Origin of the sequence: Burkholderia catarinensis (assembly GCF_001883705.2) — a bacterium.
Taxonomy (GTDB): Bacteria; Pseudomonadota; Gammaproteobacteria; order Burkholderiales; family Burkholderiaceae; genus Burkholderia; species Burkholderia catarinensis.
In genome coordinates, this window is the sequence record NZ_MDEQ02000031.1 from 59,948 (window position 1) to 84,195 (window position 24,248).

At 63.7% G+C, this 24,248-nt stretch carries 13 protein-coding genes and 2 pseudogenes; 9 read left to right on the forward strand and 6 right to left on the reverse strand.

Annotation, left to right across the window (positions count from 1 at the left end; all coding sequences use genetic code 11):
* Positions 1–45 precede the first annotated feature (45 nt).
* The 4 genes from BFF94_RS32550 to BFF94_RS32565 are packed head-to-tail and all read left to right on the forward strand — an operon-like array spanning position 46 to position 12,464.
* The gene (locus BFF94_RS32550; RefSeq protein ID WP_219140259.1) at positions 46–9,558 is read left to right on the forward strand and encodes a non-ribosomal peptide synthetase; all 9,513 of its coding nucleotides are present in this window, start codon (positions 46–48) and stop codon (positions 9,556–9,558) included.
* Entirely contained in the window at positions 9,555–10,211 is a 657-nt protein-coding gene (locus BFF94_RS32555) for a glycosyltransferase family 25 protein (RefSeq protein WP_128846964.1), read from the forward strand. The genes BFF94_RS32550 and BFF94_RS32555 overlap by 4 nt, the downstream gene beginning before the upstream one ends.
* A gap of 53 nt (positions 10,212–10,264) precedes the next feature.
* On the forward strand, positions 10,265–10,744 hold the full coding sequence (locus BFF94_RS32560) for a hypothetical protein (RefSeq protein ID WP_128846966.1): 480 nt from the start codon (positions 10,265–10,267) through the stop codon (positions 10,742–10,744).
* A gap of 16 nt (positions 10,745–10,760) precedes the next feature.
* Positions 10,761–12,464, forward strand: a complete 1,704-nt coding sequence (locus BFF94_RS32565) for a cyclic peptide export ABC transporter (RefSeq protein WP_128846969.1) — start codon at positions 10,761–10,763, stop codon at positions 12,462–12,464.
* Between the two features lie 238 nt (positions 12,465–12,702).
* On the opposite strand, the pseudogene BFF94_RS38510 reads toward BFF94_RS32565, so the two are convergent.
* Positions 12,703–12,784: pseudogene (locus tag BFF94_RS38510) on the reverse strand (AMP-binding protein); the annotation flags it as partial.
* A 215-nt stretch (positions 12,785–12,999) separates the two neighbouring features.
* On the opposite strand from BFF94_RS38510, the gene BFF94_RS32575 reads away from it, so the two are divergent.
* Both BFF94_RS32575 and BFF94_RS32580 read left to right on the forward strand, forming a co-directional pair.
* Positions 13,000–14,052 carry an RNA-guided endonuclease InsQ/TnpB family protein gene (locus BFF94_RS32575; RefSeq protein WP_219140260.1) on the forward strand — a complete coding sequence of 351 codons (1,053 nt, stop codon included), beginning with the start codon at positions 13,000–13,002 and terminating at the stop codon, positions 14,050–14,052.
* A gap of 124 nt (positions 14,053–14,176) precedes the next feature.
* Positions 14,177–15,067: a helix-turn-helix transcriptional regulator gene (locus tag BFF94_RS32580; RefSeq protein ID WP_219140261.1), complete on the forward strand. Its 891-nt coding sequence runs from the start codon at positions 14,177–14,179 to the stop codon at positions 15,065–15,067.
* 292 nt (positions 15,068–15,359) lie between these two features.
* On the opposite strand, the gene BFF94_RS32585 is transcribed toward BFF94_RS32580, so the two are convergent.
* Both BFF94_RS32585 and BFF94_RS32590 read right to left on the reverse strand, forming a co-directional pair.
* Complete coding sequence (locus tag BFF94_RS32585) at positions 15,360–16,184, reverse strand: helix-turn-helix domain-containing protein (RefSeq protein WP_219140262.1); 825 nt, start codon at positions 16,182–16,184, stop codon at positions 15,360–15,362.
* 185 nt (positions 16,185–16,369) lie between these two features.
* Positions 16,370–16,639: a hypothetical protein gene (locus BFF94_RS32590; protein ID WP_128843405.1), complete on the reverse strand. Its 270-nt coding sequence runs from the start codon at positions 16,637–16,639 to the stop codon at positions 16,370–16,372.
* A 1,218-nt stretch (positions 16,640–17,857) separates the two neighbouring features.
* Between BFF94_RS32590 and BFF94_RS32595 the strand changes: the two genes are divergently transcribed.
* Positions 17,858–19,606, forward strand: a complete 1,749-nt coding sequence (locus tag BFF94_RS32595; RefSeq protein WP_128843406.1) for a cholesterol oxidase substrate-binding domain-containing protein — start codon at positions 17,858–17,860, stop codon at positions 19,604–19,606.
* Positions 19,607–19,927: 321 nt separating this feature from the next.
* Here BFF94_RS32595 and BFF94_RS32600 read toward each other — a convergent pair whose 3' ends face one another.
* From BFF94_RS32600 to BFF94_RS32610, 3 genes are read right to left on the reverse strand one after another with little or no spacing between them, the layout of a single operon-like run.
* The gene (locus BFF94_RS32600) at positions 19,928–20,998 is read right to left on the reverse strand and encodes an alkene reductase (RefSeq protein ID WP_128843407.1); all 1,071 of its coding nucleotides are present in this window, start codon (positions 20,996–20,998) and stop codon (positions 19,928–19,930) included.
* A 55-nt stretch (positions 20,999–21,053) separates the two neighbouring features.
* Positions 21,054–21,629, reverse strand: coding sequence for an isochorismatase family protein (locus BFF94_RS32605; RefSeq protein ID WP_128843408.1), 576 nt, complete (start codon positions 21,627–21,629; stop codon positions 21,054–21,056).
* Between the two features lie 47 nt (positions 21,630–21,676).
* Complete coding sequence (locus BFF94_RS32610) at positions 21,677–22,651, reverse strand: pirin family protein (RefSeq protein WP_308286069.1); 975 nt, start codon at positions 22,649–22,651, stop codon at positions 21,677–21,679.
* A 100-nt stretch (positions 22,652–22,751) separates the two neighbouring features.
* Between BFF94_RS32610 and BFF94_RS32615 the strand changes: the two genes are divergently transcribed.
* Positions 22,752–23,633, forward strand: a complete 882-nt coding sequence (locus tag BFF94_RS32615) for a LysR family transcriptional regulator (protein ID WP_128843409.1) — start codon at positions 22,752–22,754, stop codon at positions 23,631–23,633.
* 225 nt (positions 23,634–23,858) lie between these two features.
* Positions 23,859–24,248, forward strand: a pseudogene (locus BFF94_RS32620) (RNA-guided endonuclease InsQ/TnpB family protein); the annotation flags it as partial.

Genomic DNA, 24,248 nt, shown 5'->3' on the forward strand with positions numbered 1-24,248 from the left:
GCTTCGGGTTGTTTCAGGTGAACAAAACGTTTCAAGGAGTTTCGTGTGCAAGACAATAACGTACTGGTCACCGACCATCGCTATGCGCAAACCGCGCGTTTCTGGCGCGAAAGCCTTTCCCTGGTGACCGGCGTCTACCGGATCGCCACGCACGCCCCGAGCCCGCAGCTGGGCCGTCTGCTGTCCCGCACGGTGCCGCTCACGCCCGCGTCGCTCGACCTGTTGCGGCGCATCGGCGACGGCGAGCTTGCCGAATTCGCCGTCACGGCCGCGGGCATTGCGTTCCTGCTCTGGAAGTACTTCCGGATCCCGGTCACGGTGCTCGGCACGCCGGGGCTTGCCGAGCATCCGCCGGCCCGTGCCGCCACCATTCCGCTGATCATCGAGGTTCGTCCCGAGGAGCGCGTCGAGGACTACCTGTCGCGCGTGGCGGGAATCGTGGAAGACAGCTATGCCGAGCACCATTTCCCGCTGGAAACGCTCGTGCGCAACGAAAAGGACATGGCGCTCGCGCAGCTCACGAAGGTCTCGCTGGTGGACGATCGGGTGCACCACGCGCTGACCGGCCAGGACGACGACCTGCAGCTGCACCTGCGGCTGGCGCGCGGCGAGATCGAGATCCGCTATACCGGCGCCATCGAACCGCTCGTCATCGACGGTTTCGCAACGAGCCTCGGCGCGGTGCTGCAGGAATTCGAACACCTCGACAGGCCGGTCGGCGACATCGAAGCGATCCCGCCGGAAGAGCGTCGGCTGCTGGCCCTCTTCAACGAAACCGCGACGGCCGGACCCAGCCACTCCACGGTCGTCGACATGTTCGAAGCCCAGGTCGCGCGCACGCCGGCGGCACCCGCGCTGGTCACCGACAGCTCGCTCACGACCTACGCCGACCTGAACGCCCGGGCCAACAGCCTGGCGGATCAGTTGGTCAGCCACTACGGCGTCGGGCCGGAATCGCTGGTCGGCATCATGCTCGACCGTTCCGAATGGATGATCGTCGCGATTCTCGGCGTCTTGAAGGCGGGGGCGGCGTTCGTTCCGCTGGACCCGGCGTATCCGGCCGAACGCATCAATCACATCCTCGGCGACACCGGCCTGTCGCTGCTGGTGACCCAATCGAGTCAACTGGCGCAGTGGTATGAATTCTCCGGCGTGACGCTGCTGCTGGATCAGGAACTTCCCGGCTGGACGCCGCTGCCGGACAATCCGCCGCGCCGCGCCGAGCCGGCGAACCTGGCTTACGTGATCTATACGTCCGGCTCGACCGGGCGACCGAAAGGCTGCCTGCTCGAACACCGGAACCTGGCCCACTACATTGCGTGGGCCGCCGGGTATTACTTCCCGGAAAGCACGACCGGCAGTTTCGGTCTGTACAGCTCGCTGTGCTTCGATTTCACGCTGACCAACCTCTTCTGCCCGCTGGTGCGCGGCAAATCGCTGCGCATCTATCCGCAGTCGGAAAGCATCGACACCATCCTGGCCCGGATGTTCCAGCCCGGCAGCGGCGTCGACACCCTCAAGCTCACACCCACCCACATTCACCTGCTGGAATACATGAACCTGGCACGCTCCGGCGTGCGCAAGGTGATCGTCGGCGGCGAGGAACTGACGCCCCAGCACATCGCGACGCTGCGGAAGATCGATCCCGCGATCGAGATCTACAACGAGTACGGTCCCACCGAGGCGACGGTCGGCTGCATCGTGGAGCGCGTCGAGGACACGCCGCCTACGGTGCTGATCGGCCGGCCCATTGCCAACACGCGCGTGTACATGCTCGACGAAGCGCTGCGGCCGGTCCCGATCGGCGTACCGGGGGAAATCTGCATCGCCGGCGACGGCCTCGCGCGCGGCTACCACCAGCGGCCCGACGTCACCGCCGCGAAATTCGTCGAGCATCCGTTCGCCGGCGAAGCACGTATCTATCGCACCGGCGACATCGGCCGATGGCTGCCCGACGGACAGATCCAGTGCTACGGACGCGTCGACGACCAGGTCAAGATCCGCGGGCACCGTGTCGAACTCGGCGAGATCGAGGCCGCGCTCACCGCGCACGAGGATGTCGTCGGCGCAGCGGTCATGCTGCGCGAATCCGCTCATGGGGTGCGCAAGCTGGCGGCCTACGTCAAGGGTTCCGCGAGCCTGAGCGTGCCGGACCTCAGGGCCTTCCTGGCCGGGAAGCTGCCGGACTACATGGTCCCGTCCGACATTGTCCCGATCGCCGAATTTCCGCTCAACGCCAACGGCAAGCTGGATCGCCCGGCGCTCCTGGCCATGGAGCCCGCCGCCGCGCCCGACGCCGCCAGCCTCGACGCCACGCCGATCCAGCTCGAGCTGGTGCGCATCTGGCGCGAAGTGCTCGACAATCCGGCCGTCGATGTCACCGGCCGCTTCTTCGACTACGGCGGGGATTCGCTGCAGGCCATGCAGCTCGTCTCGCGGATCTGGAGTAGCTTCTCCGTCGAGATCGGCATCGACGCGATCTTCGAACTCCAGACCATCAGCGCGGTGTCCGACCTGATCGAAGCGTCGTCGCCCCGTGCCGGTTCGATGGCCGGCAACATCCCGCCCCGCTCGCGCGCGAACGACCTGCCGCTGTCCTTTCCGCAGCAGCGCCTGTGGTTCCTCGCGCAACTGGAAGGCCCGTCGGCCACCTACAACATTTCGAGCGCGCTGCGTTTCGACGGCGATCTGGACATCGCGCGCCTGCGCGCCGCCGTGTCCGAAATCAGCCGGCGTCACGAGATCCTGCGCACCACGTTTCCCGCCGTCGACGGCCTCGGGGTTCAACGCATCGCCCCGCCGGCGCCGGTCGCGCTCGACGTCGTCGACGTCGCCAGCGAGTCCGACACGCTCGCGCTGCTCGCCGAGGAAGCCGACCGCCCATTCGATCTCGCCGCCGGGCCGCTCCATCGTGTCGTGCTGTATCGCGTGCACGAGCGCCTGCACGTCTTCGGCATCACGATGCATCACATCATTTCCGATGCGTGGTCGTCAGGCATCCTCATCGGTGAACTGGCCGCGCTCTATGCCGGCCAGTCGCTGCCGGAACTGGCCGTCCAGTACGCGGACTACGCCGCCTGGCAGCACGAACGCCTGGCGTCCGCCGACACGCATCGGGAACTGGCGCTCGTGAGCGCGGCGCTGGCGGACGCGCCGGACCTGATCGAGCTGCCCACCGATCGCCCCCGGCCCGCCATCCAGCGTTTTCACGGTGCGGTTCTGCCGTTCCAGCTGAACGGCGAACGCGCCGACGGCCTGCGCGCGATCGCGCGCGCGTCCGGCACCAGCACGTACATGGTCGTGCTCGCCGCGTATGCGCTGCTCCTTTCGCGGTACAGCAACCAGCAAGACCTCGTCATCGGCTCCCCGATTGCCAATCGGCGTTCCAGCATGACCGAGCCGCTGATCGGCTTCTTCGCGAACATGCTCGCGCTGCGCGTGGACCTGTCGGGCAATCCGACCTTCGGCGAACTGCTGGCGCGCGTGAAGCGCGTCGCGCTGGACGGCTACAGTCGCCAGGAGATTCCGTTCGAGCAGGTGGTGGATTCACTCAAGCTCGAACGCAACCTGAGCCGCACGCCGGTTTTCCAGGTCGTGTTCGCGTATGAGAAAGCGCAGCCCCATGCGGTGAACTTCCCCGGTCTCGTGGCCACGCCGGTGTCGGTGGAGACCCACACCGCCAAGTTCGACCTCACGCTCCATATCCAGGATGCCGACCACGGGCTCGCGGGCTCGCTGGAATACAACCTGGACCTGTTCGACGCCGCTACGATCGATCGCATGGCGGAACACTTCCGCACGCTCCTCGATGCCGTGGTCGCCGATCCGAACCGGCCGCTCAGCGCGCTTTCGTTGTCGAGCGATGCGGAGCGGGAGAGAGTGACCGTCGAATGGAACCGGACCGAGATGGATTTCGGTGACGCCGCCGTGCAACCGCTGCATCGGTTGTTGGAACAACAGGTCGAGCGCACGCCCGATGCCGTCGCCGCCGTCTATGACGACGTCGCGCTCACTTACGCCGAACTCAACCTGCGCGCCAACCGCCTCGCCCATCGCCTCATCGAACTCGGCGTCGCGCCCGATGCCCTCGTCGGCGTCGCGATGGAGCGCTCGCTCGACATGATCGTCGCGCTGCTCGCGATCCTCAAGGCCGGCGGTGCTTATGTCCCCGTCGACCCCGAGTACCCCGCCGAGCGCGTACGCTTCATGATCGACAACGCGCAGTTGCGCTGGCTCCTCACCCAGCAGCATCTGCTTGACGCGCTGCCCGACTCCGACGCCCGCGTGATCGTCGTCGATCGCGACACGCTCGAGCTCGACGCCGCGCCTTCGTCCAACCCCACGCCTGTGCTGAGCGGCGAGAACCTCGCCTACATGATCTACACCTCCGGCTCGACCGGCAGGCCCAAAGGCGCGCTCAATACCCATCGCGCCATCACCAACCGCATCCTGTGGATGCAACACGCCTACACGCTCGGCGCGGACGATGCCGTCCTGCAGAAGACTCCGTTCAGCTTCGACGTGTCGGTCTGGGAATTCTTCTGGCCGCTCGTCACCGGCGCGCGCCTCGTGTTCGCCCGGCCCGGCGGCCAGCGCGAGACCGACTACCTGGTCGAACTCATCGAGCGCGAACGGATCACCACGGTCCATTTCGTGCCCTCCATGCTGCGCGCTTTTCTCGACCATCCGGACCTCGACGCGCACTGCGCATCGCTGCGCCGCGTCGTCTGCAGCGGCGAGGCCCTGCCTTACGACCTGCAGCAGCGTTGCCTCGCGAGCCTGGACGTCAAGCTGTTCAATCTCTACGGCCCCACCGAGGCCGCCGTCGACGTGACCGCATGGGAATGCCGGTGCGACGACCCTCACCGCATCGTGCCGATCGGCCGGCCCATCGCCAACACCCGCCTCTATATCGTGGACACGCAGCTGCAGCCCGTGCCGGTCGGCGTGGCCGGCGAACTGCTGATCGGCGGCACGCCGGTCGGGCGCGGCTACCATGGCGAGCCCGAACTGAGCGCCGAGAAGTTCATCGTCGATCCGTTCTCCGCCGACCCGCACGCGCGCCTCTATCGCACCGGCGATCTCGCGCGCTATCGGACCGACGGCAACATCGAGTTCCTCGGCCGCATCGACCACCAGATCAAGCTGCGTGGCCTGCGTATCGAACCCGGTGAAATCGAGGCGGCGCTGCGCGAGCATCCGTCGGTCGACGACTGTGTCGTGATCGCGAAAACCGACGGCGCCCGGACGTTCCTGATCGCCTATGTCGCGACCGCATCGCCTGACCTCGCCGATCTTCGCGGCTATCTGAGCGGCAAGCTTGCGGACTACATGGTGCCGTCGAAGTTCGTCGCGCTCGAATCCCTGCCGATGCTGCCCAACGGCAAGATCAACCGCAAGGCGCTGCCCGTCCCGGCGGACACGGTCGACGCGGCCCAGCCGCACGCGCCGGCCGTCACGCCCCGGGAAATCCTGCTGGCGTCGATCTGGCAGGACGTGCTGCAACTGCCCTCCATCGGCATCCACGACAATTTCTTCGAGCTTGGCGGCGACTCCATCCTGAGCATCCAGGTGATCTCGCGCGCCAATCGGGCGGGACTTCGCGTGACGGCGAAACAGCTGTTCCAGTATCAGACGATCGCGCAGCTGGCCGCTGCGCCTGAAGAACGGGCAGCGCATGCGCCGAGCGTCAGCCCGCTGGGCGACGCGCCGCTCACGCCGGTCCAGCACTGGTTCTTCGAACAGGAGATCGATGCGCCGTCGCACTACAATCAAACGGTCCTGATCCAGGTGCCGTCGGATATCGACGCGCCGAGGCTCGCCGACGCGTTCCGGCAAGTCTACGAACATCACGATGCGTTGCGCCTGCGTTTCTCGCGCAGCGCGGGCCGCTGGACGCAAGAAATCGTCGCCGCCGGCGAGATGCCGGCGCTCTTCGCGAAGCAGGTGCTGGCAGGCGACGCCGGCGAGCGCATCGCGGCGATGCGCGCTGCCGCCGCGGAAGCGGAACGCGGGATCGACATCACGCATGGCCCGTTGCTCGCGGCCCGGCTTTTCTGCTTTGCCGACGAGCCGCTCGCCCGCCTGTTCGTGTCGATTCATCACCTCGCGGTGGACGGCGTGTCATGGCGCGTGCTCCTCGAGGACCTGCATGCCGCCTACCACGGCCAGCCGTTGTCCGAGAAGACGGCTTCGTTCCGCGAATGGGCGTTGCACCTGCAGCAACTGGCCCGGTCGCCCGCCATCGGCGACGAAGCCCCACTGTGGCAAGCTCTCCTGTCGCAGGACGTCGAGCCCATGCCGGTCGATTATCCGGCCGCGGGCGCGGCCAATAAAGCGGCCAACAACGCGGTCGGCGACGCGGCATCCGTTTCATTCGAGCTGGACGAAGCCGACACTGCGGCGTTGCTGCGTCGGCTGCCACGGGCCTACGACACCCGCATCAACGATGTCCTGCTCGTCGCGCTCGCGCAAGCGTGCAGCATGGTCACCGGCAACGCCCGCACCCGGATCGATCTCGAAAGTCACGGCCGCCACGTGTCGGATGCGCCGATCGACGTCACCCGAACGGTGGGCTGGTTCACCTCCATCTACCCGATCGTGCTCGAGGCCGACGCGATGCACACGCCGGAGGAAGCGCTGCGTGCCGGGCAGCAACAGCTGCGCCGGATTCCGGCCGAAGGCCTCGGTTATTCGCTGCTCCGCTACCTGAGCCCCGACGACGCCGTGCGCGACAGCCTCGCCGCGCTGCCGAATGCCGATATCCTCTTCAACTATCACGGGCAGCTCGATACCGTGTTGCAGCAATCCGATGGCTGGCGCCCGGCGGCCGAAGACCTCGGTTCGCTGCGCGCCGAGCGGTCCCAGCGCACCCATGCGTTCGAGATCGTCGCCGCCGTTTCCGACGGCAAGCTTCAGGTGGACTGGCGCTACGGCGAGCGGCTCCACCAGCGGCAAACGGTCGAAAATCTGGCCGCGCACTTCAAGGACCGGTTGCTCGACTTCGTGGCGTCGGTTCCCGACACCGCGTGGGACGACATCGAAGACAGCTACCCGCTCTCTTCGCTGCAGCAGGGCATTCTGTTCCATTCGCTGTACGAACTGGATCCTGCCGCCTATTTCCAGCAGTTCAGCTTCGTCGTCAGCGGCCCGCTCCAGGTGCCGGCGCTCCGGCAAGCCTGGGCCAACGCGCTTGCGCGCCACGCCGTATTGCGCACCGCGTTCGCGTGGGCCAATCGCGATCATCCCGTCCAGACCGTCCTGCACACGGTCGACCTGCCGTGGACGTTCCTCGACTGGCGACACCGCGATGCGTCCCGCCGCGCGCAGGACTTCGATGCCTTCCTCGCCGACGACCGGCGGCGCGGCTTCGATCTGCATCGGGCGCCGTTGTTCCGCTGCACGCTGATTCAGGAAGCGGAGGCGCGCCATCGCTTCTGCTGGAGCGCGCACCACATCATTCTCGACGGCTGGAGCACCGCCACCCTGATGAAGGAAGTGTTCGACGATTACCTGTCGCTCGCCCGCACCGGCCTGCCCGCGGTCGCATCGTCGGCGCCGGGATACCGCAGGTACATCGACTGGCTCGCGCGTCATCCTCGTTCGGCCGACGAAACCTGGTGGCGTGCCGAGCTGGCCGGGTTCCATGCCGCCACGCCGATCGCGGCCAATCCGGCCCGGCAGATCGCCGGCGATGCCGCGCGGCAGGACAAGCTCAGGACCCAGCAATTCCTGCTGGACGAGGCCCTGACCACTCGGCTGCAAGCGCTCATGCGCACCCATCGCCTCACCCTCAACGTGCTGATACGCGCGGTCTGGGCCTTGGTGCTGCGGCGCCACGCCAGGACGGACGACGTCGTCTTCGGCGTTACCGTGTCCGGTCGCCCGCCGCAGCTCGACGGCGTCGAGTCGATCGTGGGGCTGTTCATCAACACGCTGCCGTTTCGCGTGCGTATCGCGCCGGAGCGCCCCTTCATCGACTGGCTGGCGGCGGTCCACGCAGCCCAGACGGCGATGGAGCCGCATTCGTACAGTTCGCTGGTCGATATCCGGTCATGGAGCGAACTGCCCGCCCGCGACAGCCTGTTCGACAGCTTGCTGGTGTTCGAGAACTTCCCGGTTGCCGCCGCTCCCGATCTCGGGCCGGACGGCATCGAGATCCTCGACACCCGCGCGTTCGCGGAATCGAATTACCCGCTGACCCTGACCGTGCACCCGGATAACCGCCTCGCCTTCCATATCACGCACGATGCACACCGCGTCGCCCCCGACGTGGTGCGGCAGATGCTGGGCACCCTCCGCGCGTTGCTGGAACGATTCGCCGACGACCCGGCCCAGCTGACCGGCCAGCTTGCCGATGCGTCGGCGCCGGCCGCCGGCGGCCAGCCGGGCGCGCCGCGCGGCGCGGCCGCCCCTGCCGTCGAACCCGCCGCCGGTGCGGCCACGACGGCCCGCGCCGTCGCGCCGACGGCGGACGAAAGCACGTTGCTGGCGATCTGGCAGCGGATCTTCAAAAGAGACGACATCAAGGTCAGCGACAACTATTTCGACCTCGGCGGACACTCGATCATCGCGATCCAGTTGATGGCCAATGTCGAGAAGGCGTTCGATCGCCGGCTGCCCATTTCCTGTCTCTTCGAGAATCCGACGATCGAGAAACTGGCGGCGGCACTGGCCACGCAAGCGCCGTCCGCCCCTGCCGGCGAGCTCGTGACGATCCGGGAAGGCGGCCCTGCCGCGCCGCTGTTCCTCCTGCCGGGCGCCGGCGGGAACGTGGTCTACTTCCACCCGCTCGCGAACCACCTGAACGAGGCCCACGCGGTGCTCGGCCTGGAAGCGCTCGGCCTCGATGGATCCTGCCTGCCGCTCACCCGCGTGGAAGACATCGCGGCCCGCCATATCGAACGCATCTGGCCGCTGGTGGGCGCGGGGCCGTACTACCTGGCGGGCCACTCGTTCGGCGCGCAGGTGGGGCTCGAAATGAGCCGGCAGCTCGTCGCCAAGGGCGCCGTCGTGAAGCTGCTGGCGATCTTCGACGCTTCCGCCCCCATCGACAGCCCGGCCGCAACCTACTGGCAAGACTGGGACGACACCGACTGGCTGGTCGCGATCGCCCACGAAATCGGCACCTTCCTCGGCACCGACCTCGAGGTGACGCGAGCAGACCTCGTCCCGCTCGACCCCGACGGCCAGGCCGGCCTGATCCTCGACAGGATCGGCGACCGCGGCAACTGGTTCGCGGACGCCGGATCCGACCGCGTGCGCGCGTATCTGCGTGTCTATCAGGCCAACTTCAAATCGCGCTACGCGCCGCAGGCCACCCCGCTGCCCGTGCCGATCGCGTTGTTCCGCAGCACCGAGCGGGATCCCGGCGACTACGATCCGTCGCCCGAGATCGCGCAGCTCCGCCTGGACCCGACCTGGGGCTGGTCCCGCTTCTCGGCGCTGCCCGTCGAGGTGATGGACATACCCGGCGACCACCTGACGATGCTGCTCGATCCGCACGCCGGCGTTCTCGCTACCCACGTCAATCAGTTTCTGGAAAAAAAGCCCTCATGAAATCGACACCGACGATCGACAACGCTTTCGCCCGCAAGGTCTGCATCAATCTGGACCGGCGTCCCGACCGCTGGGAAGCCATGCAACGAAAATTCGCGGAGCAGAACATCCTCACGGTGGAACGACTGTCCGCCGTCGACGCGAAGCAGGTGAGCGTGCCGGAATCCTTGAGCCATATGCGTCCGCAGGACTACGGCTGCACGATGAGCCATCTCGCCGCCGTGCAACAGGCCAAGGCCGCCGGCGCGAGCGAAGTCCTGATCTTCGAGGACGACGCGTTCTTCGACCCCGACTTCGCCGCGCGCTTCCCCGAGTTCATCACGCAGGTGCCGGAAGACTGGCACATGCTGTTTCTGGGTGCCTATCACTTCACGCCGCCCATTCCCGTCGCGCCGAACATCGTCAAGACCGTGGAGACGCTCACCGCGCATGCGTACGTCGTCAGGGACTCGCTTTACGACGCATTCATTGCGATCAACGAAAACCCGCCGGCGATCAACGACCGCAACAACCTCGTGCTGCAGCAGAAGTTCAATTGCTACTGCTTCGAACCCAATCTGGTCGGACAGGAGTCCGGTTACTCCGACATCATGGACGAAGTCATGCCGGAAAAGCCGCTGACCTATTCCCTTCCGATTCCGAATGGCTGGTAACGGCTGCGGCCGGCGCTCGCTGCGATCCATCACTCGACAGGCCATTGAAGATCATGCAAATCACCACCGTTGACCTCGAAGCGGCGTTCGTACAGTCCGCGCTGGATGCGCTTCACCGGGACTGCAAGCTCGGCGAGGCGATTTCGCTGGCTTACGGGAAATGCGAATCGACCGCCGGCGTGATCGACCTGATTTTTCCGTTGATCACGAAGAAATTGCGGATCGATTACATCCTCATGTACAGCATCGAAAGCAATCCCCGCACGCTCCTGCAATTTCTTCGACTGATCGAGTCGCGGCTGACACAGAACGACAGTTGGTCAGTCTCGTCGGTCGAGGCCTCGTTGCGTAGCGCGGCCGATTCAACGAGCGTCGGCTGGGACCGTGCGCAGCGCTTGCTGAAGTGCTGCATCCTGTTTTCCGACTCGCCGCTGGAAATCGTGGAAAGCATCACGTTCCTCGGCAAGCACGAAACCTCATTGAGGTTGAGATCAGCGGCAAAAAATGTCGAACTCAGCCACCTGATCAACTGAGTCATATTGGCAACTCATGGATTCCGCTCAAAGTAAATCGCCGCCGTGGCATTCGGCCGCCACCCTGATGTGGCGCAGTCATCCCTGGTTGACGCTGGGCACGGTCCTGACGGGCCTCGTCAGCGGCATCGCATCGATCGTGGGCGTCGGATTGATCAGCAGGGTGCTGCATGACGGGGAGGATCGACACACGCTGTTGCTGATATTCATTGCGGTGAATGTCATCGCGGTTTTATGCAGGAGCAGCGCTGCCGTGATGCCCTCCTATGCCTGCATGAAAGTCATGACGAGATTGCGCGTCAACCTGTGCAAAAGGATCCTGGCAACCCCGCTGGATGAAATTGACAGACGCGGCGCTCCCAATGTCCTGACCATGCTGACCCAGGACATTCCGCAGCTGAGCCAGACCCTGCTCACCATCCCGACGATCATCGTTCAATCCGTCGTCCTGATATGCAGCATCGTCTATCTCGCCTATCTCTCCTGGATTGTTTTCGCTTCGACGATCATCCTGACGATCGTCGGCCTGGTTATTTATCTGTTTTTCTATCGAAAGGCGGTCAATTTCACGGAGAGGGTTCGCGATGAATTTGTCCAGTTCAATGAATATACACATGGCCTCGTGTTCGGCATCAAGGAGCTCAAGCTCAACCGGGCCAGGCGACGCTGGTTTACCAGGGCCGCGATCGAATTATCATCGAAGCGCGTGGCAGGATTCAATTACATAGAACGCTTCTGGTTCATGAGCGGCGACAGCATCGGCCAGATCACGGTAGCGGTCCTGCTCGGATTCCTGCTTTTCGGCGTACCTTCGCTCGGCGTCGTGGACCCTTCTGTACTCACCGCGAGCATTCTGGCCGTGCTCTACATGATGGGGCCCTTGACCATGCTGATCAATATTCTGCCGGTCATGGCCGAAGGCAAGACCGCGCTCGCCCGGCTGGCGGAATTCGGTTTTCTGATCGACGACACGCAGGATTCGCGCAACGAACCCTCCCCTCCGGGCACCGGGGAATCCTCGTCGGCAAAGCCATGGAAGCTCATTGAGTTGAAAGACGTGAAGATGAACTACCGTGACAATGAGTCGTCGGCCGACTTCGTGCTTGGCCCCATCAACATGACGATTCATGCCGGAGAGCTCGTCTATGTCATCGGCGGAAACGGCAGCGGCAAGAGCACGTTGGGCAAGGTACTCAGCGGCCTCTATGCGCCTACCGAGGGCTATATCGCCCTTGATGGAAAAGTCGTTGACGACGATACCAGGGAACGGTACCGAAATCTGTTTTCCGCCGTATTCACCGATTTCCATTTGTTCAATCGCATCATCGGGCCGGCTCGCGAAAATGGGAGCATCGAACTTGCCCGGAAATACCTCGAAACCCTGAAATTGGGGGGCAAAGTCGAGATCAGTGGCAACACGTACTCGACAACCAAGGCTCTGTCGACCGGACAACGCAAGCGCTTGGCGTTGCTTTGCGCCTACATCGAGGATCGTCCGATTTATATCCTGGACGAATGGGCCGCCGATCAAGATCCGGTTTTCAAGAGATTTTTCTATGAAGTGCTGGTTCCCGATCTGAAATCCCGCGGGAAATGCGTCGTGATCATTACCCACGACGATCAGTATTTCAAGCTGGCGGATCGAGTCATTCGCCTGGATAGCGGCCGCATCTTCTCCGATACGGCCATGTGTGCCGTCCGAGCCGAAGTTGCAGGATGAGCAGTGATGCGGATGCGGACAAGGTGCGCGCGTTGCAGCGCCGTGAGCACCTTGTCCGGCACGCCGTTTCACGGCGTCCATCGATCCGCGACACGGCATACGGGACGACCGCGACCTGCGCGCCGGTCACCCACGCGCCCCACACTTCCCGCACCGGGAAGTCGAAGCCAATCGAATGGAACGGCGACCCCATGTCGGACGCGTCGAAATCGAACCACGCGTGCGACTGCTCGATCAACGTGCAGCACGTTGCGATGCTCGGCCATCACGCCCTTCGGTTTCCCTGTCCAACCGGACGTGTAGATCACGTAGGCGAGATCGTCAGGGCGCGACGCCGGTTCGACGTAGACGTAGACGTAGCCGTCGGCGGCCGCGCGCTGTCTGTCGCTGAAAGATGGGTCAATCGCCGCGCACCGCGCCGGATTCGGCGACCGGCGATTCATCAGAATTTGCTCCGAGAAACCCCGCCATTGATGGCGGGAAGGAAAGGAGTGCTGTTGACAGGCAGCTTCTTCCACGGGTTAGGATGACCGGCATGATCCTTGTCTACCGCTACCGCGTGAAGTCGCTCAACGGACTGCTCAACACGCAGAGCCGTGCGGTGAACTACGTCTGGAACTTCTGCAATGACACGCAGAAGCATGCGCTCAAGTGGGGCAAGAAATGGCCGACGGGCTTCGATCTGAACGTGCTGACGACGGGGAGCAGCAAGGCGCTCGGCATCCACTCCGGCACGATCAACGCGACGTGCGAGCAATATGCGAAGTCGCGCAGTCAGCACCGACGCCCCTACCTGCGCTATCGCGGCAGGAAATCGCTTGGCTGGGTGCCACTGAAAGGCCGCGACCTGAAGCGTGAAGGCGACGCATTCCGCTTCGCCGGCAATACCTTCCGCGTGTTCAACAGCCGACCGCTTCCTGAAGGCAAGATCAAGGACGGAACCAACTTTGCGCAGGATGCGCGGGGCAACTGGTTTCTCAACATCGTGATCGAGATGCCCGATGTTCAGGCTCGCCCGATCCGTTCCGGCGTCGGCATCGATCTCGGCCTGAAAGACTTCGCCACACTTTCGACGGGCGAGAAACTGCCCAATGACCGGTTCGGCCGGGGCGCGACGGAAAAGCTCGCGAAAGCCCAGCGAGCACGAAAGCACAAACGACATATTGCGAAGCTGCACGCCAAGGTGACGAACGCCCGCGCTGATTTCCAGCACAAGCTTGCGCTCGATTTGGTGCGGCGCTTCGATTACATCGCGGTCGGCAATGTATCTGCCGTCAAACTCGCCAGAACCAGGATGGCGAAAAGCGTCTACGACGCATCCTGGTCGTCCTTCCGAAACAAGCTCCGCTATAAAGCGATCGCGCACGGGGCCACGTTTGAGGAAGTCGACGAAAGCGGTTCGACCCAGTCCTGTTCGGCGTGCGGATCGAAAGACAGCACGACGCGGCCGAAAGGTATCGCGGGACTGAGAATAAGAGCATGGGCCTGCGAGGGCTGTGGTGTCGTGCATGATCGTGATACCAACGCTGCGCTGAACATTCTCCGATGCGGACGTGCATCGCCAGGTGTGGGAATCCTCCGCCTTTAGGCGGAGGAGGACGTCAACAGCTGTCCCGGCTAACCGTTACAGACGCGTTCGCAGCCGGGTGTTTAAATCATGTCGGCAACCATGCGCGCAAGCGCAGCTTCAACGTCTCACCAGGAATCGTTTCATGGAGTTCAGCAGATTGTTCGCACACGTCGGCGAGGCGATCTCGAGCAGCGGGAGCCGACGCTTTCCCCGAATGATGTACAGCCTGATTTCTGCGGCAGTCCCCGTCGACGGGATCCGCATTTCGGAGCTCGCGGTCGACGCCGCGCCTGACGGCGATCTCGGGGTGCGCAGCCTCGGCGCGGTCGGCGCGGCGCTCGCGAAGGCCGGCCCGGCCGCTGCCTGTTACGGGCCGCAGATGCCGCCGCACTCGGGCGCGAGCCGCCTGCACGTCGACGACGCGCTCGCCGGCCACGGCCCGACCCACGCGCTGCTCGACCGCTTCTTCCTCATGCAGGCGGAGATCGAGCCGCCGCATAGCGCGCAATTCCACCTCGTGACCCGCAAGCGGGGCCACTATTACGTGATCTCGTTGTATCGCACGAATACGCTCGACGATTTCTCGCCGCAGGAGCGGACCTTCCTCAAGGAACTCTCGCACGTGCTGTTTCCGATCGTCGAGAGCCATGTCGCGGCGCTCGATTCGGCTCCGCCGGCCGCCCGGGTGACCGACGTCGCGCCGCCGGCGACGCAATCGGGCCGGGAGCGCGTGGCGCGGCGGTTCGCCGACCGTTTGCGGCAAGCTGGCGTCAAGCTGTCGACGCGCGAGATCGAGGCATGCACGGCGCTGCTGGCCGGCGATACGGTGTCCGCCATTGCCGTGCGTTTCGCGCTGCGCGAAAGCACCGTCGAGACCTACCTGAAGCGGGCAGCCATCAAGCTGGGCTTCGGCGGGCGTCACGGCCTGACGCGCTGGATGCTCGACGAGACGGCCGGGACCGCGACGGAAGCAGGCCGAGACGGCACGAGAAGCATGCTGCGCGACCGCGCGTCGCCGCGCATCGGAACCTGAAGGCTCGCGCCCGAACGCGCGCGCCCGGCGGCGTGACACGCGTCATGTGTGGCGCGCCAGGAACTGCAGCGCGCGCGAAACAACACAGGATGGCTGCCGCCGGCCTCCGCCTCGAGTCGCGCGCCGGCAATCCGGCCGGCGACGACAGCCGAGCTGCCGCACCCCGTGATATCGTCGTCATCACCCGCGACGACGAGCGTCTGCGCGGGCACGCACGGCAGCAATCCCGGCACGTCGGCCGGCGGCGTTCGTCGCGCGTCGGGTATCGGCGCCCGCGCCCCGCGTGACGGCGTCACGCCGCCGACGCGCATGGCACGTAATCGTCGATCATCCATTTCGTGAGCCCGTGCCGGCCGCTGATGCCGAGCTTCACCGCGGCGCGCTTGAAGTACGTCTCGACCGTGCTCTCCTTCACACCGAGCTCGCCGGCCATTTCGCGCAGCATCTTGCCCGCGAGCAGGCCGAGGCACACTTCGCTTTCGCGCGCCGACAGCGCGACCGCCGCGCGCGCGAGCCGCGATTCGAACTCGTGGCGCAGCGCCTCGACGCCGGGCATGCCCGCCGTCGCACCGGGCGCCGTCGCGCCTTCGCGCTCGCCGTGCCGGCGCGTCGACGCATGCCACTCGACGAGCGGCAGCAGCGTATCGGCGAAATTCTTCAGGAACGACATCTCCTGCAACGAGAAGTCGCAATGCGATGCCGTTCGATGCAGCGAGATCACGTAGCGGCGATTCGCCTTGCCCGACACGAGATGGCACTGAAATCCGCTGCCCGGGCCGCGCGGCGGCGCGACTTCGCCGCCATTGCCGCGCCGCATCAGCGGGTTGATGTGAATGAGCTGCCGGTCGCACGCGGCCAGGATCCGGTTCGACAGCGGATGCGCTGCCGGTTCCCGCTCGCCGTGCACGGCCGGCTCGCCGCCGCGCGCGGCGTCGCCCGGCGCGCCGAACGCGCCGAGCGATTGGACGCGGACGACTTCGCCCGCTGGCTCGTCGAGCGTCCATTCAGTCATCCGGGTAATCGCGAGCGGAATCGATTCGACCAGCAATGCATGCATGTCGGATGCGAACCGCTCACTGCCGGCGCTCGAAATTACCTTCCCGAGCTTCGCGAACATCTGACTCTCCTTGTTGTGCGTGTTTGAGGACTGCTGCGCAACGCCAGCGCGGGCGAGCCGGCGCGGTTTGCGCGGCGCGCGTTTCGTCACGCTTCGTCGCGCGCCTTTTTTGGTGGGCGACGCGCCGCCGCCATCGCGTACCGATGCGTTCGGCTCACGCGAAACGGCGGCGCGCCGTTCCCTGTTCAGCTCGATGCGAGATCGCGTGCGGGGACGGGAGCGGCGGCCGCGAACCACTCGACGGTCGGCGGCGACTCGCCCGACGGGGCGCCGCCCGGTTCGCGCACGCGCCAGCCCGCGCCGAGTTGCCCGGCAACGTGCCGCGGGCCGTCGGGCAAGCATGCATAGCCCGCGATCCGGAAGACGCAATGCTCGTGCGAACGATCTTCAGGCGCGGCGAGCGCAGCCTCGTCACCGACGATCGAACAGCCCGATGACAAGCGTGAAACAGGCACGATGTTTCCTCCGTATTGGACGGCGCCATGCGGCCGGCCATCGCATCGATGGACGATCATTACTGGCGAACGCTGCAAGAAGCTGAAACGTCCATTTCAGTCAATCAGCGTTGCTGGATGAAAACGCGCTGCCGCCGGACGTGCTGAAGACCTGAATTGGAAAACCCGGCGCCGGCCCGGAGCGGGCGCATTCCCGGCGAATTCAACGAAAAATCGCGAGAAAAAAACGAAACGATTCTTTCCATTGAGTTTGATTCATGTATATCCCAGCTGCGTATCATAGCGATGATTTAAAATTCTTGCAGTTCGCCTGGCATATATTTTCCTCTCGCGAACTGGAAACCAATCGATCTGCAAGCTGTCCGCGGGCACGCATTATGAATGCGCCGGATAAATCAACATCTATTTACCACGAAATTTTGTAATAATCATCCTGGCGCCGCATACCACGGATTTCCATCCGAGAACCTTATTCGAGAGAGGAGTTGGCGAATTTCATCATGCTCTTCTCGCTCACCGACTTGGCTTCAAGCATCGTCCTCTGGATATCGTTTCGATTCACTCAACGATCGACTCGATTTGCGCGACAACAGAGCATAATCCCCGTTGTCAGCCTGCGGCTGCACGCCGCTGATTACACCTTCAGGCGATAAAAATCGCCACGAATGACATTTTCAGTGCCGCCGACACCGGTGTTGCAAAATATCCACAAATTGAGAGGTCATTGCCCGTCATAAAATTTCTATATTTACGGACGCGGAATTTGTCAACTCCACCGCTTGCCGCCAGATTAATAAATTGCTACGCTTTGCAGCGAAATAAACGACGAATTGTCAACCGATTTTGAACTGCGAGCCTATTTATTTAAAAAATAGAAACATGTAAATTAATATTCACGTGCAATCTATCTATCTATTGATCGATCGTCGCGGCTAGCGCTTCGCCACGCGCTATTCAATCGAATCTCCCTATCCGTTTGCCGGCAGGACAGGCCGACGGCCAATTGAAGAGGTCGCCCGGCGGTTTTTCGATTTCCTTTTAGACGTCCGTGATGATGCGCGGCTGCGCATTGCCGAACACACCGTCCTTTTCAATCCTGGCCCGCCAACGCGCAATGCTTCCCGCGCGTCACGCCTGCTCGAATTGCCACACGGGTTTCAACGCGCCATTTGTCGTCTTTCCAATCAGCAAAACAATTCCGAAAAATTGGAGCACACCATGAGTCACGACTTCCGAGACGAACCTGCGCCGCGTCGCGCCTTCCTGGCCGACATGGCGAAGCTCGCGGCGGCCGGCATCATCACCGGCTGGACACCGCTCTACCAGATTGCGGCGCACGCGCAGACGGCCGGCGCGACACCGCCCGGCTTCCCGGCCAACATTCCGCTTTACAAGCAGGCGTTCCAGAACTGGAGCGGCGAGATCGCCGTGCAGGACGTATGGACCGCCGCGCCCCGCTCCGCCGACGACGTCGTCGCGACAGTCAACTGGGCGCGTGCGAACGGCTACCGGATACGCCCGCGCGGCTACATGCACAACTGGTCGCCGCTGACACTGGACCCGAGCGCCGGCGCCGCGAACCTCGTGCTGCTTGATACGACGCAGTCGCTGACGGCCGTCTCCGTCGACACGTCTGCGCGTCCGGCGCGCGTCACCGCGCAAACGGGCGTCTCGCTGGAGGCGCTGCTCGCGACGCTCGAGCAATATGACCTCGGCGTGATCGCCGCGCCTGCGCCGGGCGGCATCACGCTCGGCGGTGCGCTCGCGATCGACGCGCACGGCACCGGCGTACCGGCGGCCGGTGAAACCCTGCAACCGGGCCACACTTACGGCTCGCTGAGCAATCTCGTGGTCGCGCTGACCGCGGTCGTGTTCGATCCGGCCCGGCAGCAATACGTACTGCGCCGGTTCGAGCGCAGCGATCCCGAGATCGGCGCGTTCCTCGCGCACATCGGGATGGCGTTCGTCGTCGAGGTCACGCTGATCGCAGGCCCGAACCAGCGGCTGCGCTGCCAGAGCTTCGTCGACATTCCGTCTTCCGAACTCTTTGCGCCGGCCGGCACGCCGGGCCGCACGATCGCGTCGTTTCTCGATCGCTCGGGCCGGATGGAAGCGATCTGGTTCCCGTTCACGACCTGCCCGTGGCTCAAGGTCTGGACGCCGACGCCCAGCAAGCCGTTCCTGTCGCGCGCCGTCACGCAGCCGTACAACTATCCGTTCTCCGATTCGATCACGCAGTCCATCTCGGATCTCGTCAAGCGGATCGTGATCGGCGGCGAAGGTGCATTGACGCCGTTGTTCGGCCAGACGCAACTGGCCATCACGACCGCCGGCCTCGCGCTCACGCTCAGTGGGGACATCTGGGGCTGGTCGCGCACCGTGCTGCAGTACATTCGGCCGTCGACGCTGCGCGTCACCGCGAACGGCTACGCGATACTGGCGCGGCGCGCCGACGTGCAGCGTGTGATCAGCGAATTCGTGCAGTTCTATCAGAATCGCATCGACACGTACAAGGCACGCGGCGAGTACCCGATCAACGGTCCCGTCGAGATCCGTGTCACCGGTCTCGACAAGCCGGCCGATGCCGGCGCCGGCGCGGTCGTTCCCACGCTGTCCGCGCTCAAGCCGCGCCCCGACCACCCCGAATGGGACATCGCCGTATGGTTCGATATCCTGACGTTACCGGGCACGCCGGGCGCCGATCGCTTCTATCGCGAGATCGAGCAATGGATGCTCGCGAACTACACCGGTTCGTATGCGACGCTGCGCCCCGAATGGTCGAAGGGCTGGGGCTATACCGACACGGCCGCCTGGCAGGACGGCACGATGCTCGCCACCACGATCCCGAACCTGCATCGTGAAGGCCAGCCGCCGTCGAGCAGCTGGGATGCGGCGCGCGCGACCCTCGACCGCTACGACCCGAACCGGATCTTCCGGTCGCCGCTGCTCGATCGGTTGATGCCGTAGCGATCCCTGTGGAAGCCGGCTGCTGTGGCTGCAACGGAACGGATCACGATGACGATGCGCGAACGGACGAGAAGCAAGTACATGCGAAGTTGGCGCTTGGTGCCGATGCACTTGTGTCGGCAATCATCGCTCTGATCATATTCTTCGTCTGGTTGTGACCGGCCAAATCGATACTGGGATTTATTTTTTTGAAAAGTCTTTAGGACTCTCGACTTAGTCAAGAGCCGTGTGCTGACTCCCCCATGGAAGCATCCAGTTCTGTCAGCAGGACGCTGGTAGAACTGGATGGGCCGGCAACTCAGCAATCGGCCTGCGCGGCTATCACATCTGCGTGCCTTGCATCGACGGGTAATCGATGTAGCCCTCGGCGCCGCCAGCGTAGAAGGTATTACGGTCACCTGTGTTCAGGGGCGCGTTCGTCTTGAGGCGCTCCAGGAAGTCCGGATTAGCCAGAATGGCCTGACCATAGGCCTCGATGTCCGCCAGGCCCGCGTTGACGTCCGAGCCGATCTGCTCGCGTGGCCGGCTGGGACGGTTGACGATCAGCACCGTCTTCCACAGCGCACGGATATCGGCCAGGAGCGGCTCGTTTCCCACGTGCAGAAGGTGGAGATAGGCCAAACCCAGTTTGTCCAACTCGCCCACCAGATAGCGGTACAGGTCAGGACCTTCAGTGCCCTCGTCAATGCCATTCATGGGAACGCCCGGCGATAGGCGGATGCCGGTACGATCCGGCCCGATTTCCTCGGCGATGGCCTTGGCGACTTCGATGGCGAATCGGGCACGGTTCTCGATCGATCCACCGTAGGCATCCGTCCTGGTGTTCGCGCTCGGTGCGATGAACTGGTGGATGAGATAGCCATTGGCACCATGGATCTCGACGCCATCGGCCCCAGCCTCGATGGCGCGGCGTGCGGCGATGCGGAAGTCGTTGATGGTCGTGGCGATCTCTTCAAGGCTCAATGCACGTGGCTCCGGGATGTCGACCATGCCATTCAGCGTGAACATCTGGGAGCCTGGGGCAATTCGCGAGGGCGCGACCGGCTGGCGATGGTGGGGGGTATTGTCAGGGTGCGAAACACGCCCAACGTGCATCAACTGAATGAACAGACGGCTACCCTTGGCGTGCACGGCAGAAGTGACGCCGCGCCAACCGGCCACGTGCGCATCGGTGTAGATGCCCGGGGTGGCCAGATAACCCTGACCATCATCCGACGGCTGCGACCCTTCGCTGATCAACAGACCGACGCCGGCGCGCTGGGCATAGTACTCAGCCGCCAAGTCGCCGGGCGTGCCGTCCGGCTTGGCGCGACTGCGCGTCATTGGTGCCATCGCGAAGCGGTTGGATAGTTCGATTGCGCCCAGTTCAACAGGCTGCCAGATACGCGTCATTTTTCGTTCCTCTGTATGTTCCGAATCGAGCACTCCGGATGTCGGAGTGAATGCTTTAGCCGATATTCAATGCCTGAACCAGCTGGCCACCTTCAGGCGTGTTCCAACTGCCGGCCAGTTCGGCGATGAGCTGGTTGGTGCTCGTCAAGGTGACGCCTGCACGCTCCATGCGGCGCAAAGCAATGTCGTCGGCAATCTTGCTGGGGGAGCCACCTGCGTCGGCGACCACCTGCACCTCGTAGCCTTGTCCAACCAGGGTCAGCGCCGGATACACCGTGCAGACGTCGTTGGTGACGCCTGCCAGGATGAACTTCGTACGGCCGGTTGCCTTGACGGCAGCAGCGAACGCTTCGTCGTCCATCGCATTGACGATGCCCGCGCGCCTGATGCGAGCAGCGAATGCGTTGGGAAGGATGGCTTCAAGCTCGCTCAGCAGCGGGCCTTGGGCCGCCTCTTCCATGCTGGAAGTCAGCACCGTCGGGATGTTGAGGATCTTGGCAGCCTTGGCGAGAATGATGGCATTCCTCTTCATCTCATCGAAGGATGTGGAAGTCACCCAGCCCATGGTACCGACTTGGTGGTCGATGAGGAGCAACGCTGCGCTGGCACCGGTGAGTCGTTGGAACGTCAAGATGTTCTCCTTGCGAAATTGACGAGATGCACGTGATGTCGTGCAGATCAAGGGTGTTTTGCAGGCACGATGGGGGAATCCAACGTGCCGAATTCACCGCGCTGGTAAGCGGTTATCGCGGATGCCAGAGCTGCAGTTGAAGCCATGGCCATCGGGCCTTGCCAATGCACCGGCTGGCGTAATGGCGGTCCGCTGAAGAGCACGGCTTTTGCGTTGCCTCGTGTCGCCGAAAGGACGAGCTCGTGTCCTGTCTTCTGCGCAGGAAACGCCGGCACGGCGCATTGCTCGCGCTCGAAAAGCTGCCCGTTGATCGCCAGCGCTCCGTGGATCGGCATCACGAATGCAGTATGTCCCGCGGGAACAGGCACGGAGAGTTCAGCTCCATCGTGCAGGGCGATATCGAGCAAGGTGAGCTCAGTCGGGGTTTCCAATGGCGAGTTGGCCCCGCAGAAGGTTCCCAGAGGTACCCGCACCTTGGCGCCGGACGCATGGACCACCGGCACGTCAGAAGGCTCCAGGCTCAACGCGAACGGCGCGCCGTTCTGCCGCTCCTCGGGAAGGTTCACGAAGATCTGCAGGGTATGGACGGTCTTGCCTGTCTCGACGGGGAACTCTTCGTGTACCACCCCCCGGCCGGCGGCTGTCCAGTGCAGCCCCCCAGGCTGGATCACATTGTGATTGCCGAGTGAATCACGATTGTCGATTCCGGTTTCCGAATCGAGGAAGAGGTAGGACACCGCGGAAAAGCCTGCATGCGGATGGGCGGGAAACTGAGGGGCGCTGATCCACGCGTGGTCCACGCCCAGAATCGGGTCGATCGGCTCGCCGTTGTTGCCGTCCCCGCGCAGCGAATAGGCGCGGAAGTGGCTGCTCAGATTCATCGGTCGCAGGCGGGATATCACCGGAGAGACGACAACGGGTTTTGCTTGCGCCGAGGCCGTCACACTGCGCTCGTCGAGCAAATCCCGTCGCCGGCTATCGGTCGGGGGTCTGTTCGCATCGGGGATGATTGATTGGCTCATGGTCAGGTCCACTGAATCACAAGGCCTCATCATGAACCCGCTCGTTTACGGGATAAACTAGCGCCTGTAGAATTCATTGCTCCGATATTGGAGCAATGATATGACCCATCTGGATGACATGGCGCTGTTCGTGGAGGTCGTGAAGGCCAAAGGGTTTCGGGGCGCAGCCGATGCCTTGGGCATGCCCAATTCAACCTTGTCCCGCCGTATAGGGGCCCTGGAAAAGGCGATCGGATTGCGGCTGCTGCATCGCACGACACGCAAGGTTGAACCGACGGAAGCCGGGCTGCTGTACTACGAACGCAGCAAGCGCATCGTCGAGGAGGCCAGGCTGGTTCATGAGCAGCTTGGAGAAATGCTTGCCCAGCCCAGCGGGCTGTTGCGCGCCTCGTTCCCTGAAGGCTTCGCCAACATCTTCCTGGCTCCCTTGGTGGCCGAGTTTGCCCGGCGCTATCCCGGCATACGCTTCGAGTTTGATTTATCACCTCGCCTGGCAGATCTGGTGAGCGACCCGGTTGATGTCGCCATTCGTATGGGTGAGCCCGCCAACTCCAACCTGATCGCTCGCCAGCTTGCGCGATTGCCGCGACATCTCTACGCCTCACCTCGCTATCTCGATATGCTGGGCGAACCTCAGCATCCCGACGAGCTTGTCCAGCATGAATGTTTGCGGCTGCGCGGATCAAAGTCCGATATCTGGACCGTGCAAAACAAAGACGAAACGGTGAATGTCGCAGTTGGAGGACGGTTTCTGCTCAATAGCGTCGGCATGATCCAACGCCTGGCAGCCCTGGACATGGGGATTGCCATATTGGCGGAGGGCATCGTTACCGATGACGTAGCCCAGGGGCGGTTACGTCGTGTCTTGCCACAGTGGCAGGCCACCCCGGTACCCGTCTATGCATTGACCGAAACCCGTCTTTTGCCGGCGAAGACCCAGCGGTTCATCGACTTCCTGCGAGAGCATCTGTCAAGCACGTGATGCATCCACATTGATCCGAGAGACGGTCGGACGATGACTGAATCGCTCAGGTGAGTAGATGTGCGCAATGCGTGGTAGCCAGCCGCTCATTCTCCTGGGCGCGGGGTCTTCCGCGTTCTCCGATGGTATTCATCAGAATTTGCTCCGAGAAACCCCGCCATTGATGGCGGGAAGGAAAGGAGTGCTGTTGACAGGCAGCTTCTTCCACGGGTTAGGATGACCGGCATGATCCTTGTCTACCGCTACCGCGTGAAGTCGCTCAACGGACTGCTCAACACGCAGAGCCGTGCGGTGAACTACGTCTGGAACTTCTGCAATGACACGCAGAAGCACGCGCTCAAGTGGAACAAGAAGTGGCCGACGGGTTTCGATCTGAACGTGCTGACGACGGGGAGCAGCAAGGCGCTCGGCATCCACTCCGGCACGATCAACGCGACGTGCGAGCAATATGCGAAGTCGCGCAGTCAGCACCGTCGGCCCTGCCTGCGCTATCGCGGCAGGAAATCGCTGGGCTGGGTGCCGCTGAAGGGCCGTGACCTGAAGCGCGAGGGTGACGCGTTCCGTTTCGCCGGCAACACGTTTCGCGTGTTCAACAGCCGGGCGCTTCCCGAAGGC

Excerpts from the sequence above, each read along its gene's own strand:
- BFF94_RS32580 (WP_219140261.1), top strand. The coding sequence starts at position 14,177 with ATGGAGTTCAGCAGATTGTTCGCACACGTCGGCGAGGCGATCTCGAGC.
- BFF94_RS32555 (WP_128846964.1), top strand. The coding sequence starts at position 9,555 with ATGAAATCGACACCGACGATCGACAACGCTTTCGCCCGCAAGGTCTGC.
- BFF94_RS32560 (WP_128846966.1), top strand. The coding sequence starts at position 10,265 with ATGCAAATCACCACCGTTGACCTCGAAGCGGCGTTCGTACAGTCCGCG.
- BFF94_RS32600 (WP_128843407.1), bottom strand. The coding sequence starts at position 20,998 with ATGACGCGTATCTGGCAGCCTGTTGAACTGGGCGCAATCGAACTATCC.
- BFF94_RS32595 (WP_128843406.1), top strand. The coding sequence starts at position 17,858 with ATGAGTCACGACTTCCGAGACGAACCTGCGCCGCGTCGCGCCTTCCTG.
- BFF94_RS32585 (WP_219140262.1), bottom strand. The coding sequence starts at position 16,184 with ATGTTCGCGAAGCTCGGGAAGGTAATTTCGAGCGCCGGCAGTGAGCGG.
- BFF94_RS32575 (WP_219140260.1), top strand. The coding sequence starts at position 13,000 with ATGATCCTTGTCTACCGCTACCGCGTGAAGTCGCTCAACGGACTGCTC.
- BFF94_RS32610 (WP_308286069.1), bottom strand. The coding sequence starts at position 22,651 with ATGAGCCAATCAATCATCCCCGATGCGAACAGACCCCCGACCGATAGC.
- BFF94_RS32565 (WP_128846969.1), top strand. The coding sequence starts at position 10,761 with ATGGATTCCGCTCAAAGTAAATCGCCGCCGTGGCATTCGGCCGCCACC.
- BFF94_RS32615 (WP_128843409.1), top strand. The coding sequence starts at position 22,752 with ATGACCCATCTGGATGACATGGCGCTGTTCGTGGAGGTCGTGAAGGCC.